Source organism: Gemmatimonas sp. (genome assembly GCF_036405635.1).
Taxonomy (GTDB): Bacteria; Gemmatimonadota; Gemmatimonadetes; order Gemmatimonadales; family Gemmatimonadaceae; genus Gemmatimonas.
On sequence record NZ_DASWXE010000053.1, the window covers coordinates 18,081 to 34,911 of the forward strand.

14 protein-coding genes are annotated in these 16,831 nt (G+C 65.5%); 9 read left to right on the forward strand and 5 right to left on the reverse strand.

Annotated features, from left to right (window positions below):
* Positions 1–295: 295 nt before the first annotated feature.
* On the forward strand, positions 296–1,447 hold the full coding sequence (locus VGE27_RS03605; protein ID WP_331048269.1) for a hypothetical protein: 1,152 nt from the start codon (positions 296–298) through the stop codon (positions 1,445–1,447).
* A 46-nt stretch (positions 1,448–1,493) separates the two neighbouring features.
* Here VGE27_RS03605 and VGE27_RS03610 read toward each other — a convergent pair whose 3' ends face one another.
* Positions 1,494–2,393 (reverse strand): alpha/beta hydrolase, encoded by a 900-nt coding sequence (locus VGE27_RS03610; protein ID WP_331048270.1) that lies wholly within the window; start codon positions 2,391–2,393, stop codon positions 1,494–1,496.
* A gap of 135 nt (positions 2,394–2,528) precedes the next feature.
* Here VGE27_RS03610 and VGE27_RS03615 point away from each other — a divergent pair, with 135 nt between their 5' ends.
* From VGE27_RS03615 to VGE27_RS03625, 3 genes are read left to right on the forward strand one after another with little or no spacing between them, the layout of a single operon-like run.
* A complete protein-coding gene (locus VGE27_RS03615) occupies positions 2,529–2,867 on the forward strand; it encodes a PadR family transcriptional regulator (RefSeq protein WP_331048271.1) in 339 nt (112 codons plus the stop codon).
* Between the two features lie 2 nt (positions 2,868–2,869).
* On the forward strand, positions 2,870–5,566 hold the full coding sequence (locus VGE27_RS03620) for an ADOP family duplicated permease (RefSeq protein WP_331048272.1): 2,697 nt from the start codon (positions 2,870–2,872) through the stop codon (positions 5,564–5,566).
* Between the two features lie 2 nt (positions 5,567–5,568).
* A complete protein-coding gene (locus tag VGE27_RS03625) occupies positions 5,569–6,294 on the forward strand; it encodes an ABC transporter ATP-binding protein (protein WP_331048273.1) in 726 nt (241 codons plus the stop codon).
* A gap of 126 nt (positions 6,295–6,420) precedes the next feature.
* Here VGE27_RS03625 and VGE27_RS03630 read toward each other — a convergent pair whose 3' ends face one another.
* Entirely contained in the window at positions 6,421–7,095 is a 675-nt protein-coding gene (locus tag VGE27_RS03630; protein ID WP_331048274.1) for a hypothetical protein, read from the reverse strand.
* Between the two features lie 292 nt (positions 7,096–7,387).
* Between VGE27_RS03630 and VGE27_RS03635 the strand changes: the two genes are divergently transcribed.
* The 4 genes from VGE27_RS03635 (at position 7,388) to VGE27_RS03650 (ending at position 9,859) form a co-directional block, all read left to right on the forward strand.
* Positions 7,388–7,666 (forward strand): Ada metal-binding domain-containing protein, encoded by a 279-nt coding sequence (locus tag VGE27_RS03635; RefSeq protein WP_331048275.1) that lies wholly within the window; start codon positions 7,388–7,390, stop codon positions 7,664–7,666.
* A complete protein-coding gene (locus tag VGE27_RS03640; RefSeq protein WP_331048276.1) occupies positions 7,663–8,004 on the forward strand; it encodes a putative quinol monooxygenase in 342 nt (113 codons plus the stop codon). Before VGE27_RS03635 ends, VGE27_RS03640 begins: the two co-directional genes overlap by 4 nt.
* Before the next feature lie 161 nt (positions 8,005–8,165).
* On the forward strand, positions 8,166–8,564 hold the full coding sequence (locus VGE27_RS03645) for a YciI family protein (protein ID WP_331048277.1): 399 nt from the start codon (positions 8,166–8,168) through the stop codon (positions 8,562–8,564).
* A gap of 29 nt (positions 8,565–8,593) precedes the next feature.
* Positions 8,594–9,859: an RNA polymerase sigma factor gene (locus VGE27_RS03650; protein ID WP_331048278.1), complete on the forward strand. Its 1,266-nt coding sequence runs from the start codon at positions 8,594–8,596 to the stop codon at positions 9,857–9,859.
* Here the strand turns inward: VGE27_RS03650 and VGE27_RS03655 are convergent.
* On the reverse strand, positions 9,840–10,898 hold the full coding sequence (locus VGE27_RS03655; protein ID WP_331048279.1) for a YncE family protein: 1,059 nt from the start codon (positions 10,896–10,898) through the stop codon (positions 9,840–9,842). The genes VGE27_RS03650 and VGE27_RS03655 overlap by 20 nt on opposite strands.
* A 218-nt stretch (positions 10,899–11,116) precedes the next feature.
* Between VGE27_RS03655 and VGE27_RS03660 the strand changes: the two genes are divergently transcribed.
* A complete protein-coding gene (locus VGE27_RS03660) occupies positions 11,117–13,747 on the forward strand; it encodes a M14 family zinc carboxypeptidase (protein WP_331048280.1) in 2,631 nt (876 codons plus the stop codon).
* A gap of 165 nt (positions 13,748–13,912) precedes the next feature.
* Here the strand turns inward: VGE27_RS03660 and VGE27_RS03665 are convergent, their stop codons facing one another.
* Together VGE27_RS03665 and VGE27_RS03670 are read right to left on the reverse strand one after the other, a co-directional pair.
* The gene (locus tag VGE27_RS03665) at positions 13,913–15,121 is read right to left on the reverse strand and encodes a pyridoxal phosphate-dependent aminotransferase (RefSeq protein ID WP_331048281.1); all 1,209 of its coding nucleotides are present in this window, start codon (positions 15,119–15,121) and stop codon (positions 13,913–13,915) included.
* Positions 15,122–15,172: 51 nt separating this feature from the next.
* Positions 15,173–16,831 (reverse strand): hypothetical protein (locus VGE27_RS03670; protein ID WP_331048282.1); only part of this gene is annotated, 1,659 nt, incomplete at its 5' end.

The following is a 16,831-nucleotide window of genomic DNA, read 5'->3' on the forward strand; positions in this document are numbered from 1 at the left end:
GCCGCGAGGGCAACGCCTGAGCTCGTCGATGGAATTCGGAGGCAGAATCGTGACACCTCTGGCCGTCCAAGCCACTGGCCCAAGCGCCAAGCCACGGGCGCACCTCGTCACGCGCCACGCGCGCCTCGTCATCTTGCCGTTCCGCCATCCGGTGGCAGGCGACCCGGGGTGTAATGGCGCGCACATTTCCCGGGTGCTAAGCTGGTGGCTTCACGGCGCGAGGCTCGCTGCCGGATCGCGGGATGATTCCCATCTCGCTGAGTGCTACTTATGAAAGTGGACAGGAGAACGGTGCATGGCGATTCGCTACATGGATCTCGGCGGCGGCAAGCGCGTCAATGAGATCGTGATGGTCGGGACTCATGATGCGGGCATCATGGGCCAGGAGATGAAGGACAACGTCCAGACGCAGACCCTCAACATCGGTCAGCAGGCCATCGCCGGCGTACGCTTCTTCGATATCCGTGTCGCCGCGACGACCATCAATGTGGATGGTGTGAAGCACATCCAGATGAAGACGTTCCATGCCGACGGCATGTTCGTGAAGAACGAGACCAAGAAGCGCATGGTGAACCCCACCGGTTTGCCCGGTCAGGCCCGCATGGAGACGGTCACCCGCAGCAAGCTCAAGATGGGTGACTGGGGTCTCTCGCTGCACACGGTGCTCTCGCAGGCATTGGCGTTCGTGCAGTCACCGGCCGGCAACACCGAATTCCTGCTCCTCAAGTTCGACAAGTGCACCAACTGGACGCTGATCGCCGAAGCGTGCATCGAAATTCTGGGCGCCAACCTCTATCAGGGCGGCGGCAACATCAACCGCAAGACGCTGAACGAGCTGGCCGGCAAGGTGGTGGTGCTGTTCTCGGACAAGGGCTACAAGGAACACAAGGCGCTGCATGGCGTCGCGCATCCCGGCATTCTCAAGTTCGCCAATCTGGCAAAGGCGGATGAGAAGACCAAGGCGAGGCCCGCCTACCAGACCAGCTACGATGGTCTGCAGTACTACGGCAATTTCGGCGATACGGCGATGAAGACGTCGACCGAAAAGAAGATCAAGACGAACACGAAGAAGCAGATCACGAACATGACGGACGCGCGTCTGGTGCCGCCCGACGCCGTCCGCATGATGTATTGGACGACGACGGGCCTCATGCAGAGCATCAAGGAACGCGACGATGAAATGTGGCGTCCGCCCAATCTCAAGGGCTTCCTCGAGGCATGGAACTCCGGCATGGGTGCCAGCGTCAGCGCGCACGCGCCGCCGATCAACCCCAACGTGCCGAACATCGCGAATGCGCAGACGATCAAGATCTACATGCCCAACATCGTGATGGTCGACTTTGCTCACATCAGCAAGTCCACGCTGATCTATGAGCTCAACAAGGTGGCCGCCGGTCAGCTCAGCTCCGATCAGACGCTGATGGCCTTCATCGTGAAGAACGGCTGATCCATCATTGAACGGGCAACTGCAGATGCAGTTGCCCGTTCACGCATCAGCTCCACACGCGCTCGAGCAACCCGCTCACGGCGGCGCGTACCACGCGGACATGTGTGAACAGCGCCACATGTCCGCCGCCCTGCAAGGGCACCAGATCCGCACTCGGCGCTTCCTGCGCGACGCGCTCGCCCTGCGCCAATGGCACCACCGGATCGTCCGTACCGTGCAACACGAGCACGGGCATCGTGAGATCATCCACCGGTATCGCACCGACTCGCGCGCACTGCTCCATGTCGTTGATGGTGCCGGCCATGCGTCGGTCCACCTGCGTGAGCGACCCCACCAGCAGTTCGCGCAGCAGTGGCCCGGCCACCGGGTCGGCCAGCGTGGCCCGTCGCAGGGCCGGATCGGTGATGGACCGGCGCGCCGCTGAGTCGGGATTGAGTTGCACCCGCCACCGCATCGGCGCCAGGAGCCAAGGATAGCGCGCGAGGCGCTGCATCTGCGGCAGTCGTTCCCGCATGCGTGGTGGTGGCTCCAGCGTGTCGGTGCACGCCGAGACCAGTACCAGACCCGCACAGCGGTCCGGATAGCGTTGCGCAAAATGCAGCGCACCGGGTCCGCCGGCCGATACCGCCATCACCAATGCGCGCTCCACGCCCAAGGCATCCAGCAGCGCCGCGTGCCGGTCGGCCTGCTGCACGGGTGACTCCCCGCCCACCAGCGGCGTGCCGAAGTATCCAGGCCGCGACGGCGCGATCACGCGGTGAAATCGCCAGTCAGGGAGCGCGGCCTGTGCCAGCAACAGCCCCTGATCATGACCGCCCATGCCGCCATGCAGCGCGAGTACCGGCGGCAACACTGGCGCATGCTGGGCGACCAGCGAGGCGTCGACCACCTGGGACTCGATGGGCCCTGCGGCGGTGGGGATCAGTCGGGGGTCAGGGCGTGGCATGCCCAACAATACCTGAGCCGACACCGGAATCGCACACGGGACCCCACGCGTCCATGCAAACCTTCTTGCGGATGGTTCTGTCAGATGGGTAGTTCGACTTCATATGTAGATCATCTACCTATAGTCCCCCGACCCATGGCCACCACCAAGACGCCACGGCAGGAGCTACCCAACGGCACGCTGGAGATGCTCATCCTCAAGACCATCTCGCTGGGTGCCATGCATGGCTACGGCATCGCGCAGCACATCCAGCGCGTGACCGATGGCGTGCTGTCGGCCGAACAGGGGTCGTTGTACCCCGCGCTGGAGCGGCTGCTGAACAAGGGGCACGCCACCGCCAAATGGGCGCAGACGCCCACGGGGAGACAGGCGCGCTTCTACGCCATCACGGCGAGTGGTCGCAAGCAGCTCGCCGCACGCGTGGCCGACTACGAACAGGTGTCGCTCGCCATTGGCCGACTGCTGGAGGCCTGACCATGTCATTCCTTCACGGTCTGCGTCATCGCCTACACGTGCTGTTCAATCGGTCGGCGTACGACGACGAGCTGGCAAGAGAACGGGATTTTCACCTCTCCCTCGAGGAAATGCATCAGCGCGCCGATGGGCAGGCGCCACCAGCAGCACGATCCGCCGCACGCCGGCGCTTTGGCAATCACACCACCCATGCCGCCGCGCAGCGACAGCTCGCGCCACTCCATGCCCTGAGTCAGATCACGCAGGACGTGCAGTTCACGCTGAGGCAACTGCGTCGTGCGCCCATGCTGGTGGTTGGAGTGATTGGCACGTTTGCGATTGGTATTGGCGTCACCACGGCGGTCTTCGACCTGCTCGATCGCACCATGCTGCGGCCACCGGCGCTGCTCACGCATGCGAACGAGATGCATCGCGTGGTCTTCACGGGCGGCGACTATTCGCAGCCCTATCCCGGCACCGATTATCGCACGTTTGTCGACCTGGAGCGCGGCACCACGAGCTTTGCGCAAATGGCGACGTACTGGACGAGCAGCGGTATGGCCATCGGATCGGGGAGCAACACGGAAGAACAGCCCGTGGCGGCATTCAGCGCATCGTTCTGGTCGATGTTTGCCGCACGTCCGGTGCTTGGTCGCTTCTTTCGCGCCGAGGAGGATCAGCCACCCATCGGCGAGCGGGTGGCGGTGCTGTCGCATGACTTCTGGCAGTCGCGTTTTGGCGGTCGCACTGACGTGATCGGCACCATGCTGCAGGTGGGGACCACGAGCTACCAGGTGATCGGCGTGGCACCACCGGCATTTCGCGCGCTGTCGCGTGGCGCCGCACCGGCCGTCTTCGTGCCACTCAGTACGGTGGGTTCCACCGTCATGGGTCCTGACAATCCAACGCGGTGGGCCCGCAGCTACGGCGGCGGATGGCTCACCATTGTCGCACGCCGCAAGACGGGTGTGACGACCGAACAGGCCACCTCCGATCTCACGCAGGCGTATCTCAGGAGCCGCGCGCAGGCGATGGTGGAGATGTCGCGCACCCCGTCGGCCAATGAAGTGCCGGCGCGTGCCATCGCCGCACATATGCTCCCCGAGCGCGGCCCACAGCGCTCACGCAACGGCAACATCGTGGTATGGCTGGCAGGAGTGGGTGTGGTCATCCTGCTCATCGCCTGTGCCAACGTGGCCCATCTGCTGGTGGTGCACGCCGACCGGCGTGTGCACGAGTTTGCGGTGCGGAGTGCGCTGGGCGTGTCGCGTTGGCGTCTTGTACAACAGCTGCTCACCGAAAGTCTCGTGCTCTCGCTGGCCGGTGGTGTGGTGGGCGCCGTGATGGCCGCATGGTCCGGCAATGTGCTGCGCAAACTCGTGCTGGGTCTCTCGCCCGACCACGTCGGTCTGGTGGACTGGCGTGTGATGATGGCTGCCGGTGCGATCGCGCTGGCGGCCGGCTTGCTGGCGGGATGTTATCCGGCATGGACCGCGCTCACACGCCCCGTGGCGACGGGTCTCAAGGCCGGTGCGCGGGCAGGCAGTCGCGAATCGCTGCTCACGCGGAGTCTGCTGTTGGGCTTGCAGGCCGCGCTGTCGGTGATGCTGCTCGTGGGGGCCCTGCTGTTCGTGCACAGCATGCGGCGCGTGCAGGCGCTGCCACTGGGATACGATGTGGCACAGCTGCTCTACCTGCGCCCTCAGGAACGCGCAGTGTCCCTCTCGCCCGACGAGCGCGAGGCCTTGCTCACGCGTCTCGCCGATGCCGCCCGCGCCATGCCCGGTGTCACCCATGTCTCGCGCATGACCAGTGTGCCGTTCTGGAATGCGCGCTCCCCGCAGGTGTTTCGCAGCAGCGGAGATTCGCTGCCGCGTGACTGGCGCGTGGTGCAACAGGCGGCGAGTCCCGAGTACTTCGCCGCCATGGGCACGGCACTGCTGCGTGGTCGTGGCATTGTCGACAGTGATCAGGCGACCAGTGAGCCTGTGATGGTCGTGAGCGATTCGTTGGCCGCGCGGTTGTGGCCCGGTCGCGACCCCATTGGCGAATGCCTGCGCGCCGGTGCGGCCGACGCGCCGTGCGCGCGCGTGGTGGGTGTGGCCGTAGCGATCCGGCGTGATGGTTTGCTCGAAGACGCGGGCAACCAGTATTACATCCCGGCCACTCAGTCGCGGCGCGGTGATGGTGGCATCGTGGTGCGACTGGCCGGTGACGCCGCGGCCGACGCCGAACGCGTGCGGCGCACGCTGCAACCGCTGCTTCCGGCCGACAGCTATGTCACGCCCTTGCCGCTCACCAACGTGGTCGATCCCCTGCTGCGCTCATGGCGTGTGGGGGCCTGGCTGTTCACGGCGCTGGGTGCGTTGGCGCTGGTGCTCGCCTGCGGCGGACTGTCGGCCATCATCGCGTACGACGTCACGCGGCGTGCGCACGAACTGGCGGTGCGTCTCGCCTTGGGCGCACGCGATCAGGCCATCGTACGGCTGGTGTTTGTGGACACCATGCGCATCAGTGTACTGGGCGTAGGTATCGGCGTGGTACTCACGGTGCTGCTGGCTCCGCACCTGCAGTCGCAACTCTTCGAGACACCCGCACGCGATGCACGCGCCATCGGCATTGCCGCAATCACACTGCTCGCCGCGGCGGCGTTGGCCGCGTGGCTGCCCGCCATGCGGGCGGCACGCATTCCCCCCGCACGCGCCCTGCGGGAGGGCTGATCATGAATGTCAACATGAACCTCGACGCGAACACCACCCTGTCCGACGTTATCGTACAACTCGATGGCATCGGCAAAGTGTTTGCCACGGACGAAATCGACACACATGCTCTGCACGATGTCTCGCTCACGGTGCAGCGCGGCGAGTGGGTGTGCATCGAAGGGCCAAGCGGCAGCGGCAAGAGCACACTGCTCAGCATACTCGGCCTGCTCGATGCCCCGAGCAGCGGACAGTATCTGCTCGCCGGTACACCGGTGGATGCCCTGGGCGTGGATGCCCGGGCCGATGTGCGGCTTCGGCAGATCGGTTTCATCTTCCAGCAGTTCAACCTGATCGCCGATCTCACAGTGGGCGAAAACGTTGCGCTGCCACTCACGTATCGAGGCATGGCTCCAGCCGAGCGCGACGTGCGGGTGGCGGATGCCCTCGAGCGGGTGGGACTGGCGCATCGCGCGGCGCACTATCCCTCGCAACTGTCCGGTGGACAGCAGCAGCGTGCTGCCGTGGCGCGCGCCGTGGCCGGCGACCCCGTGTTGTTGCTCGCCGACGAACCCACGGGCAATCTCGACAGCGCCAGCGGCGACGCGGTGATGGCGTTGCTCTCGGAGTTGCACGCCGATGGCGCCACGCTGGTAATGGTCACGCACGACGCGCGGTATGCGAACCGCGCTCATCGTACGGTTGCACTGTTCGACGGCAAAATCGACGAGCCGGCCCATACGGCTTGACCGTTTCGCGGGCCGCAGGAAGGCACTGCACGATTGCATCGGCCTGCAACGCACGACGCCCCCGGCGATGTGCTGCCGAGGGCGTCGTGATGCTGTCCCGACGGATCTGGCGTCGGAGCAGCGACCTTACATCACTTCAACAGCAACGTGATCGCCGGTCTTGAGCTTCAATACCTGCGTGCTCAGTCCCACGTCACCGGCGGGGCGCATCAGCACGCGCACCCCCTCGCTGTTGCGCAGCATCGTGGCCGGCAAACGTAGCGTGGTCATGCCACTCGCGCTCGCCTCACCGATCTTCACCGAGTAGGTGCCCTGTTCGGCGTACACCGCCATCGCCTTGTTGCGACGATTGTCGATGGTCACCGTGGCGGCCGCACGCTCCTCCGACGTGAGCGGCACCGCGATGCTGTCGGTCCACGTCACGCCACCCGCGGGCGGGATGAGCAGGCCAAGCTGACGCGTGCTGGAAGCTGGCAACTCACGCGCCACCAGATCCGGTCCCGCGCCCTGCGTGCGGGCATAGAAGCGCAGCGTGTTCTGGCCACGGGCCGCAGACACCGGGATATCCAGCGACGTCACCGCACCTGCAGCCACCACGCCGAGCTTCCGGTCCATGCCGTTCGTCTGCATGAATACGGTTACGGGCGCGTTCCGGTCGTTCTGCACGGTGAGCATGTTCTTCACTTCACCGACGACGCGCGCCGTGGGGAGGCGTGTCGGGGGCTGCTGCTGCGCGCCAAGGTTGGCGGCGCCCAGGGTCAACGTGGCGAGCCCGATGGCCAGCCGAATCGTATGTGTCATCGTCAGGTCCTCACCTGAGAGTCAGTACAAAAACACCGGCAGATGCCGCATCGCGGGCTGCGCCTTCGCAGCGCCTGCCGGAATGTCGAGGAACCGTCCACCCCGATCTGTCGGGGAATTGCGGCATGGTGCGGGAGATTCCCTGAGGCTCACCGAGCCTGCTCGAACCGCACGGCGTTCACCGCCATGGTAGCGCCCGCTGCACGCAGACGGCCCTTCTTTTATTACCCCGGACACCCTCGGAAGGTTGTTCAGGCTCCCGATGACGGGCAGGACGGGCTAAGCTGAGGATATGACGAGCCCAGACTCCATCCCAAAGCTTTACCAGTTGGTCGGCCCCGATGGCACACGCTACAGCAGCCCCGACAAGGGCACTTTGGGCGGCTATCGCAAGGAACGCCGCTATGGCCGACTCGACTGCAAAGCCGCCCGGCGGGCTCTGGCCAACGGCCGCGGCTACGAGCAGCAGCGGGTGTTCTTCGCCGACGAGGCAACCGCCATTGCCGCGGGATACCGCCCCTGCGCGGTGTGCATGCCTGAGGAATACAAGGCGTGGAAGGCCAAGGGATGATCATCGCCCAGGTGTACATCCACGTGCTCCCCGAGCATGTCGACGCCTTTCTGGCGGCTACGCTCGACAATGCCCGCAACAGCGTGCAGGAGCCCGGTGTCATTCGTTTTGACGTGGTGCGCCAGGCCGACGATCCCACCCGGTTCTCACTGATCGAGATTTACCGGGACGCGCAGGCACCGATCGCGCACAAAGAGACGGCACATTACGCACGCTGGCGCGATACAGTCGCGCCAATGATGGCTTCTCCACGCACCAGTGTGCGCTACGAGGCCGTATTTCCCGCGCAGGCATCGTGGGAAATGCCCGGTGGATCCACGGCGGCCTTGGCGGACTGAACGACCCGAAACCCGTATCGCGCGTCCCGGAACCCGGCTGTTCACCCCGGCACCCCAAACCCGCGACCCAAATCCGCGGGACCCATGTCGAAATCCCGGCATCAGCTCCGACTAGGGGCTGAAGCGCCAATCCCGGCGCCCCACCCCTTCAGGAGTTCGATATGCGCTACATGCTGATGATGCACGCCCCCCGCGGAACCGGTGACTGGGCGGTAATGAGCTGGGCCCCGGAAGACCTCAAGGCCCACATCGGCCATATGAAGCAGTTGGCCGGTAAACTGCAGGCATCGGGTGAACTGGTGACCGCTGAAGGACTGGCCATGCCCACCGAAGCGCGCGTTGTGCGCGCTGGCGGTGCCGGTGAGCCCATCGTCACCGATGGCCCGTATGCCGAAGCCAAGGAGTTCCTCGCCGGCTTCTGGATCGTTGACGTGGAATCCACCGAACGCGCCTATGCCATCGGCGCTGAAGCCTCCGCCGCACCGGGCAAGGGTGGTGTGCCGATGAACATGGCCATCGAGGTACGCCAGGTGATGAGCGCGCCGCCGATCGACGGCTGACGCGCCACCTCTCCACCATCGATGCACCGATGACCTCCATCGAGCACCTGCTGCGGGAACTGGCGCCGCAGGTGCTCGGCGTGCTCACACGACGCCACGGCGATTTTGCCGCCGCCGAAGACGCAGTGCAGGAAGCGCTGATTGCCGCGGCGGAGCAGTGGGTCACGAATGGCATCCCGGCCAATCCGTCAGGCTGGTTGTATCATGTCGCGACACGACGGTACACCGATCACCTGCGCAGCGAATTCGCGCGGCAGCAACGTGAGCAGGATACGGCGGTGGTGTGGGCAGAGAATGCGTTTGTGCCACCACCGGATGTCGATGTCACGCCGGATCGTGATGACACACTCACCTTGATGTTCATGTGCTGTCATCCGGCGCTCACCACGGCGTCGGCGGCAGCACTCACGTTGCGCGCCGTGGGTGGTCTCACCACGAACGAAATTGCCAGCGCGTATCTCGTGCCGTCCGCCACGATGGGACAGCGCATCAGCCGCGCCAAGCAGGCCATCAAACAGGCGGGTGCCACCTTCGCGATGCCCGCTCCGGGCGAACGCACCCGTGCGCTCGAAAGTGTGATGCAGGTGCTGTACCTGTTATTCAGCGAAGGACACACCGCATCGTCGGGTGACGCCCTCGTGCGCACGGATCTTTCAGCGGAGGCCATTCGCCTCGCCCGACTGCTGCGCGATGTGGCTCCCGATCACCCCGAAGTCACTGGATTGCTCGCGCTGATGTTGCTGACGGAAGCGCGACGCGAGGCACGCACAGGTGCTCAGGGTGAACTCATCCCGCTCGACGAACAGGATCGCACGCGCTGGAACCGTGCCTCCATCGATGAAGGCACCGCCTTGGTGGAGCAGGCGTTTGCCAAGGGCACGGCAGGCGCCTACACCATTCAGGCCGCCATCGCCGCACTGCACGATGAGGCACCAAACACGGTGAATACCGACTGGCCGCAGATTCTGGCGCTGTATTCGGTACTGGAGGGCATCTCAGGCAACCCAATGGTGTCGCTCAATCGCGCGATCGCGGTGGCCATGGTGCACGGGCCGGCGTCGGCACTGTCAGTGCTGGACACACTCGCACAGGATGTGCGACTCACTGACCATCACCGGCTGCACGCCGTGCGTGCGCATTTTCATGACATGGCAGGCGATCACGAACAGGCCGCGCGTCACTATCGTCTTGCCGCCGAGCGCACAGCGAGCCTTCCCGAGCAACACTATCTGATCGGGAAGGCTCAACGGGCGAATGCCATGCGAAACGACGCGCTTATTTCGCCGCCGGAATGAACGGCGAATAGCCCACACCATCCGAGCCCGCGCCCACGGTGAGCGACTTGAGCACTTCACCGCGCGCGATGTCCACGACCACCACCTTGGCTACGGCCTTGAGGGTGACGTAGGCGTACTTGCCATCACGCGAGATGGTCACGCCCTGCGGCGAGGCAGGTCGCACGCTCGCATCGGCACCAGCGGATGGAGCCTGTGCGGGAATGTCGATGGTCTTCCGAATGGTGTGCGTGGCCACATCGGCGATGTGAATCTTCTCGCTGCCCGGATCGGAGATGATGGCCGTGCGATTGTCTGGCGTGATGCCAATGCGATAGGCCATGCCAAAGCCTTCCATGCGATGCGTCACGGCGCCTGTCGCGGCATCGAGTGCGTACACGAGATGGGACTCGTTGCCACCCACCCACACTTCCTTGCCGTCCGGCGTGACGGACAGCCCTTCGATACGCGCACCCACCGGCCACGTGCCGGTCACCTTGCGCGTCTTCACGTCGATGGCGCTCACGCTCATCGCGGCGATGTTGGTGGTGTAGGCATGACCCCCATTCGCCGTGAGACTCACCATGTGCGTGGTGGCTTGCCCCGTGCTCATGGACGAGTCGATGGCCTGCGTCTCGAGGTTCATGAGCAGCACCCGCTGCGCACGTTCACCCGTGATGAGCAGGTGCTTGCCGTCGGGCAGATACGCGAGTCCGTGCGGACGCTGATTGCCAGCCCCGAGTTCGATGTAGCGCGGCTCACCGGCGGGCTTGGTGAGGTCGAAGATGGCGAGCGAACTGCCCACCGAATTTCGGTTGCCGTAAATGGCCACCACCGCCTGCTTGCCGTCGGGGGAGATGGCCACTTCGTGCGGACCTTCGCGCACGGGGATCGTGGCGAGATTCTTCGCACTCGCGACATCCACGATGGTCACCGAGTGGGCATCCATGTTGGACGCGACAATGGTGCCCTTGGGCTGGGCAGAGAGCGGTGAGGCCGTGGCGGAGAGGAGAACGGCAGCGGACAACGCGGCGGCCGGTGCAGCGAATCGGGGGGCCATGGGCGGGAAAGTGAGGCGGAGGGTGAGCACCGGGAGGGGGGCGCTCGTCCCTCAATGATCCGCTCCGACCCGTGAGCAGCAAGCTCGGCGTGACAAGTCGCGTCGAACGCGCGACTTTACGCATGCCAGCACCCCGAGGGGCACGACCCGTGCCTGCGAGGTGAGCCGTGCCCTCCGGCAGTTTCGTTCTGGCGCCGTCGAATCCTCCCCAGCTCTCGATGATCCGCTCCATTGCCACTCGCGCCGCCGCCCTGCTGGGCCTGGGCGCCACCATCGCGCTCGCCCCAGCGGCCGAAGCGCAGCACACCTTTGCCGACCCGGGCGCCACCTTCGACCCGGCGGTGCCCACCCCCCAGTCACTCCTGGGCTACGAGCTCGGTGCCCGTTTCACCACGCACCGCCAGATGATGCGCTACATCGAGCGCATCGCGGCCACCAGCAAGCGCGTGAAGGTGGACACCATCGGCCGCTCCTTCGAAGGGCGCGAGATGTTGCTCATCACGATCTCCAGCGAGGCGAATCTCGCGCGCATCCCCGAGATCAAGCGTGACGCGCAACGCATCGCCGATCCGCGCGGTGCAGGCGCAGGCGAGATCGACGCGGCCATCAAGCGACTGCCGAGCATCGTGTGGCTGGCGCATTCGGTGCATGGCGGTGAGGCGTCGGGTGTGGAAGCGGGTCTGGGTCTGCTGTACCAGCTCGCGGCCGGCACCGATGCCAACACGCGCACGGCGCTGGACAGCACGGTGGTGCTGATCGATCCGAACCAGAACCCCGACGGCCGCGAGCGTCACACGCACGACATCGAGCGCATGTGGAGCCCGATGGGATTGGCCAGCGATGCCGGTGCGATGAACAACGCCGGTTCATGGCCCGGTCCGCGCACGTCGCACTACTACTTCGATCTCAATCGCGACTGGTACGCGCAGTCGCACCCGGAGTCACGCGGCCGTGTGCGTGAGTTCCTCAAGTGGATGCCGCATGTCGCGGTCGACCTCCACGAACAGGGCTCGAGTTCGTCGTTTTTCTTCGCGCCGCCGCGTGAGCCGGACAACCAGAACAACCCGAAGCACCTGCCGAAGTGGTTCGACATCTTCGCGGCGGCCCATGGTGCGGCGTTCGATGTGCACGGCTGGTCGTATTTCCGTCGTGAAGGGTACGACTCGTTCTACCCGGGCTACGGTGAAGGCTGGCCCATGCTGACCGGTTCGGTGGGCATGCTGTTCGAGAGCGCGTCGAGCTCGGGCGGTTCAGTGATGCGCAACGACGGCACGCTGCGCACGCTCAAGCAGGCGGCGTGGGAGCACTTCACGGCCGAGTGGGCGACGGTGCGCACGTCGGCCACGCGCCGCACGGAGCTGCTGCGCGACTACGCGGCGGTGCGCGCAGGTGCCATCACCACGCATGCCAAGGGTCCGATGCGTGGCATGGTGTTCGCGCGCGACGCCGAAGGCCGTGCTGATTCGCTGGCCATCAAGCTCAAGGAGAATGGTCTCGAAGTGCAGATGGTGCGGGGCAGCGTGACGCTGCCCTCGGCCACGTCGTACTTCCAGGGCACCACGGGTGCGGTCACGCTCAAGGAAGGCGGCTACGTGGTGGACTTCTCGCAGCCCATGGGTCACCTGGCCAAGGCGCTGCTCGAACCCGATGCCGCACTCGATTCCGCATTCACCAAGTTCGAGCTCGAGCTGCGTCGCACCGGTCAGCGCAATCGCTTCTACGATATGACGGCGTGGTCGTTGCCGTTGGCCTGGCGTGTGGACGCGTGGACCGTACCGGCCATGCCGGCGGGTCTCGTGCCGGCGGAAGTGCCGAGCATGAACATCATGGGCGTGGCACGCTCGAACTATGGGTATGCATTCGCGCCGGGCAGTGAGGCGAGCATCCGCCTGCTGGCGTCGCTGCTGGCGGATTCGGTGCGCGTGTGGTTCGCGCCGAACAGCTTCACGTCGAAGGGGCAGAAGTTCCCCAACGGCGCGTTCGTGGTGCGGGTGACGTTCAACCGTCCGGAAGTGCACGACATCATCGTGCGTCGCGTGGCGGAGTCGCGCGCGACGGTGGTACCGATTCCGTCGGCCGGTGTGGATGAAGGCACGGACCTGGGCAGCAACTCGGTGTTCCCGGTGCAGCGGCCCAAGGTGGCGTTGCTGGGCGGTGCGCCGGTGAATGGTACGTCGTTCGGCTTCAGCTGGTACGCGATGGATCAGCGCATCGGCTATCCGTCGTCCATCATCGACGCGAACTTCGTGGGCAGCGGCGATCTGGCGCAGTTCACCACCATCGTCGTGCCGTCGGTGCAGGCTGCTGCACTCGATCGTGCACTCGGCGACGGTGGACGTGACCGCCTGGTGAACTGGGTACGCAATGGTGGCACGCTCATCGCGCTCGATGCCGCCAGCGCGTGGCTGGCGCAGGAGCGTGTGGGCCTCGTGCGCACGCGTGTCCGTCGTGACTCGGCGCGCGCCGATAGCGCCGGTGGCGCACCGCTGCCGTCGAGCCTTCCGGGTGTGCTGGCGCGTGCGTCCATCGACACGCTCTCGCCGCTCATGGCCGGCATCACGAACAAGGAAATCGCGGTGTTCGCCAACAGCGATCGTGTATTCACGCTGCCGCGCGATCTGCGTGCCGGCGAGGCGATCGTGCGTTTCGCCGCAGCGCCGCGTGTACGCATCTCCGGCTTCTACTGGCCCGAAATGCCGGCGCGCATCGCGGGCTCACCGTACCTGTGGACAGAGCGAGCCGGTCGGGGACGCGTGATCCTGTTTGCGCATGACCCGGTGTACCGAGATCAATTGCGCGGCACGCTGCCGTTGTTCGCCAATGCGGTGCTGCTTGGAGGCAGCTTCTAACCGCGAACAGCGGGGGGAACACAGATTGCGCAGATAGAAACGACAAACGCACAGATACAAACAAAGAAAAGTTTGTATCTGTGCGTTTGTTTTTTTGGATCAGTGTCATCTGCGTTCCCACCGCTTTTCTGCATTGGGCCGCAGCGCTGAACTATCCGAAGACGCTCAGAGCGACGCCTTGTACGCAGCGGCGAATCTGGCCGCATCAGCCGCCCGCATGCCACAGATGCCCACGCGCAGCCCTTCGGGTATCGGCACGACGAACACATCGCGCTCCTGCAGGCGCTCGGTGACCTTCTGCGGGTCTGCAGCGGCCAGCGTCACGAAGAAGCCACCATCCCATGCGGCACCGGGGAGACCTTCGGCGCGCAATGCGGCATCGAGCGCTTCGGCGCGTTCGGTGAGCACGGTGCGCCAGTGTGCATGCTCGGCGGCAAGCGCGGCCTGCGCGTCGGCGTCTTTCGTGAGGCGCGTCAGCACGCTCATGGGCGCGCGTGCACAATTGCTCCACGTACCGCGGCAGCTCGTGACCAGCGCCGCATGCAGCGCCTTGTCGGTGGCCCATGGGAACACCAGCGCACCAGCACGTGAACCGTACAACGTGAACGCCTTGCTGAGGCTCAGGCTCGCGCCCACCAACACGCTGCCCTCGGCGCCAAAAGCCGCGTAGTCCTCGAGTGCCTCCGTGACCGCTTGCGGATCGCGCGCATAGTCGAGATACGCCAGGTCGAGCAGCAGCGTCACCGGCCCCTGCGACGCAATGTCACGCAGCACCGACAGTAACGTTTCCCGGTCAGCACGCGTCAGGCTGCGTCCCGTGGGGTTGTGGCACGGGTCGTTGAGCCACAACAACAGGCGACCCTGTTCGTCGAGCACATCGCGCATGGCCTGTTCCCATGCGCCCACATCGAGCGCCTCACCGGGAGCGGGATACGGCACCGTGGCGATGCGCACGCCACCTTCTGCCGCGATGGTCGCGTACGGGCCCCAGTACGGCGCGGCCGTCACCAGTGCGTTGCCACGCTCGAGCAGGTTGCGCAGCGTGAGCGCCAGTGCACCCGAGCCACCCGGCGTGGCCACACCAATGCCATGGCTGGTGAGCGATGGCCAGTGGCGCTGGGTGAGCGCCAGCAGGAATGCCGGGTCGCCGGCGATGGGCGCATAGGGCGCCACTTCCATGGGCGTCAACTGACGCCACTGCTGCATCACGCTGTCGAGCACCACCAGCTTGCCTGCATCATCGAGCAGGGCGCCGACCGTGGCGTTGATGACGCTCGCACCAGCCGCCGCGCGACGCTGCGCCGCGGCGTTGAGCGTGAAGATCAGGTCGTCGCCGGAAAAGTCGCGACGCGAAGGCAGAAGATGTGGGAGCATCCCCGAAACATAGTGCCCCTGTCCGCCGCGTTCAGCCTCGGGGCCGCCGTGTTACCAGGCTTGCCCGAAGCTCACGAGCATCTTCCATGGCGCCGAGTGGTCGATGGGGCGCGTGCCGCCCACGAACACGCCGCCGCCGAAGAAGCGCACGCCGGCCGTGACACTGGCCCGGATGCGTTCCGTGGGACGCGCCACCGGTGCCCACGACGCAACCAGTGTGGGGTCGGTGATCGCCAGCCGGTCGATAGCAGCACGCGCCGCGGGGGTGGGTGCATCCGTCCAGCCACTCTGCACTCCCACGCTGAGGCCCGGCGACAATGCCGGCAGCCAGAAGCGCGGCGTGATCCGCATGGGCGAGCGCAGGAACGGCGAGACATACAACAAGCCAGCGCGTACCGCGGCCGCACGCGAGCCGGCAAATTCCTTGTCCTCGTAGCCCGGCAGGCTTTGATAGCGGCCCAGCTCGAAGAGCTGCTGCGACGGAATGTGATTGCCGATCACCTGCCCCACATCAGCACGCGCCACCGCGGTGAACGGCCCGATGGGTCGGCGGCCACTCACGCGGGCTTCCATGCGCTGAAAGGTGAGCGTGCCATCACCACGTTCGTAGCTCAATCGTGCACCAATGCCGGGCGCCACGAACTCTGCCGCCGCATCGGGATGCCATTCGACGAGCATCGCACTGCGCACATAGCTGCCCTGGTCCACACCACGATTGGGGCGATAGGCCTCACCACCGATGGGGCTTCGTACGTAGTTGGACGCGCTGTAGCGGTCGTCCGCCACACCAAGTTCCGCGCGGAAGATGGCACGCCGCACACCGAGAGTGCGCACCGCCGCCGCCGTGGCACTCGAGCGCGACACATAGTCGTACGGATCGAGGGAGGCGAAGAACGCGCCAAAGCTGTTGCCGGAATCGAGCGGGACGCGGAAGTCGTTGGTGTTGTCCAGCGAACGCCCACCACGCGCTTCCAGTGTCCACGGACCGCGTTTGCGCGTCACCTGCACACGCCCCCGTACAGTTTGCTCGGCCCATGCATAGCCCGCATTCGCGCGCACAATCACGCCGGGCGCGCGATCACGCAGCGTCCATTTCAGTCCACCGCCGGTGAACAGCCCTTCCACGCGGTTGAAATGAATCACGTCGGACGCACGCGGCGCCGAGAAGTCGAAGCGTGGTGGTCCGGTGGTGCGCCAGCGATCGGGGCCAATGTCGTCGAAGTCATCGGCGTGCATGCCGGTGGACAGCATGCCGATGGACGCGCGCCACGCCGCGTAGCTGGCGAGGGAGTCGGCCGGCGCATACGACAACCGGCGACGCGACACGAGACGCAGTGAGTCCTGCACGGCCAGTGTGGCCGCACTGAGCACCGTGTCGTTCACCTCGAGATCGTGGAATCGCGAGACGATGCGAATGACCGCACGCCCATCCCCGATGAGTGGCAACATGGCCTGCAGCTCGATGCGCTGACGCGCTGGCAGCCAGTAGGTGCCCATGCGTTCGGCGTTCTCGTACTCCACAAACGCTACCGCATCACCAAACGTGGCGCCCACTGAACGACGCGGACCATTGCGCCGCACGAAGTGCCCACGCATGCGCACCAGCGTACCGCGCGAGGCATCGAGGGCGATATCGCCGTCGAAGAGCACCACGTCGATCTTGATATCGCTGCGTGGTTGTACTCTTACCTGCACGATCGGAATGACCCG

Excerpts from the sequence above, each read along its gene's own strand:
- VGE27_RS03640 (WP_331048276.1), top strand. The coding sequence starts at position 7,663 with ATGATCATCGCCCAGGTGTACATCCACGTGCTCCCCGAGCATGTCGAC.
- VGE27_RS03635 (WP_331048275.1), top strand. The coding sequence starts at position 7,388 with ATGACGAGCCCAGACTCCATCCCAAAGCTTTACCAGTTGGTCGGCCCC.
- VGE27_RS03655 (WP_331048279.1), bottom strand. The coding sequence starts at position 10,898 with ATGGCCCCCCGATTCGCTGCACCGGCCGCCGCGTTGTCCGCTGCCGTT.
- VGE27_RS03615 (WP_331048271.1), top strand. The coding sequence starts at position 2,529 with ATGGCCACCACCAAGACGCCACGGCAGGAGCTACCCAACGGCACGCTG.
- VGE27_RS03650 (WP_331048278.1), top strand. The coding sequence starts at position 8,594 with ATGACCTCCATCGAGCACCTGCTGCGGGAACTGGCGCCGCAGGTGCTC.
- VGE27_RS03605 (WP_331048269.1), top strand. The coding sequence starts at position 296 with ATGGCGATTCGCTACATGGATCTCGGCGGCGGCAAGCGCGTCAATGAG.
- VGE27_RS03610 (WP_331048270.1), bottom strand. The coding sequence starts at position 2,393 with ATGCCACGCCCTGACCCCCGACTGATCCCCACCGCCGCAGGGCCCATC.
- VGE27_RS03630 (WP_331048274.1), bottom strand. The coding sequence starts at position 7,095 with ATGACACATACGATTCGGCTGGCCATCGGGCTCGCCACGTTGACCCTG.
- VGE27_RS03620 (WP_331048272.1), top strand. The coding sequence starts at position 2,870 with ATGTCATTCCTTCACGGTCTGCGTCATCGCCTACACGTGCTGTTCAAT.
- VGE27_RS03665 (WP_331048281.1), bottom strand. The coding sequence starts at position 15,121 with ATGCTCCCACATCTTCTGCCTTCGCGTCGCGACTTTTCCGGCGACGAC.
- VGE27_RS03625 (WP_331048273.1), top strand. The coding sequence starts at position 5,569 with ATGAATGTCAACATGAACCTCGACGCGAACACCACCCTGTCCGACGTT.
- VGE27_RS03645 (WP_331048277.1), top strand. The coding sequence starts at position 8,166 with ATGCGCTACATGCTGATGATGCACGCCCCCCGCGGAACCGGTGACTGG.
- VGE27_RS03660 (WP_331048280.1), top strand. The coding sequence starts at position 11,117 with ATGATCCGCTCCATTGCCACTCGCGCCGCCGCCCTGCTGGGCCTGGGC.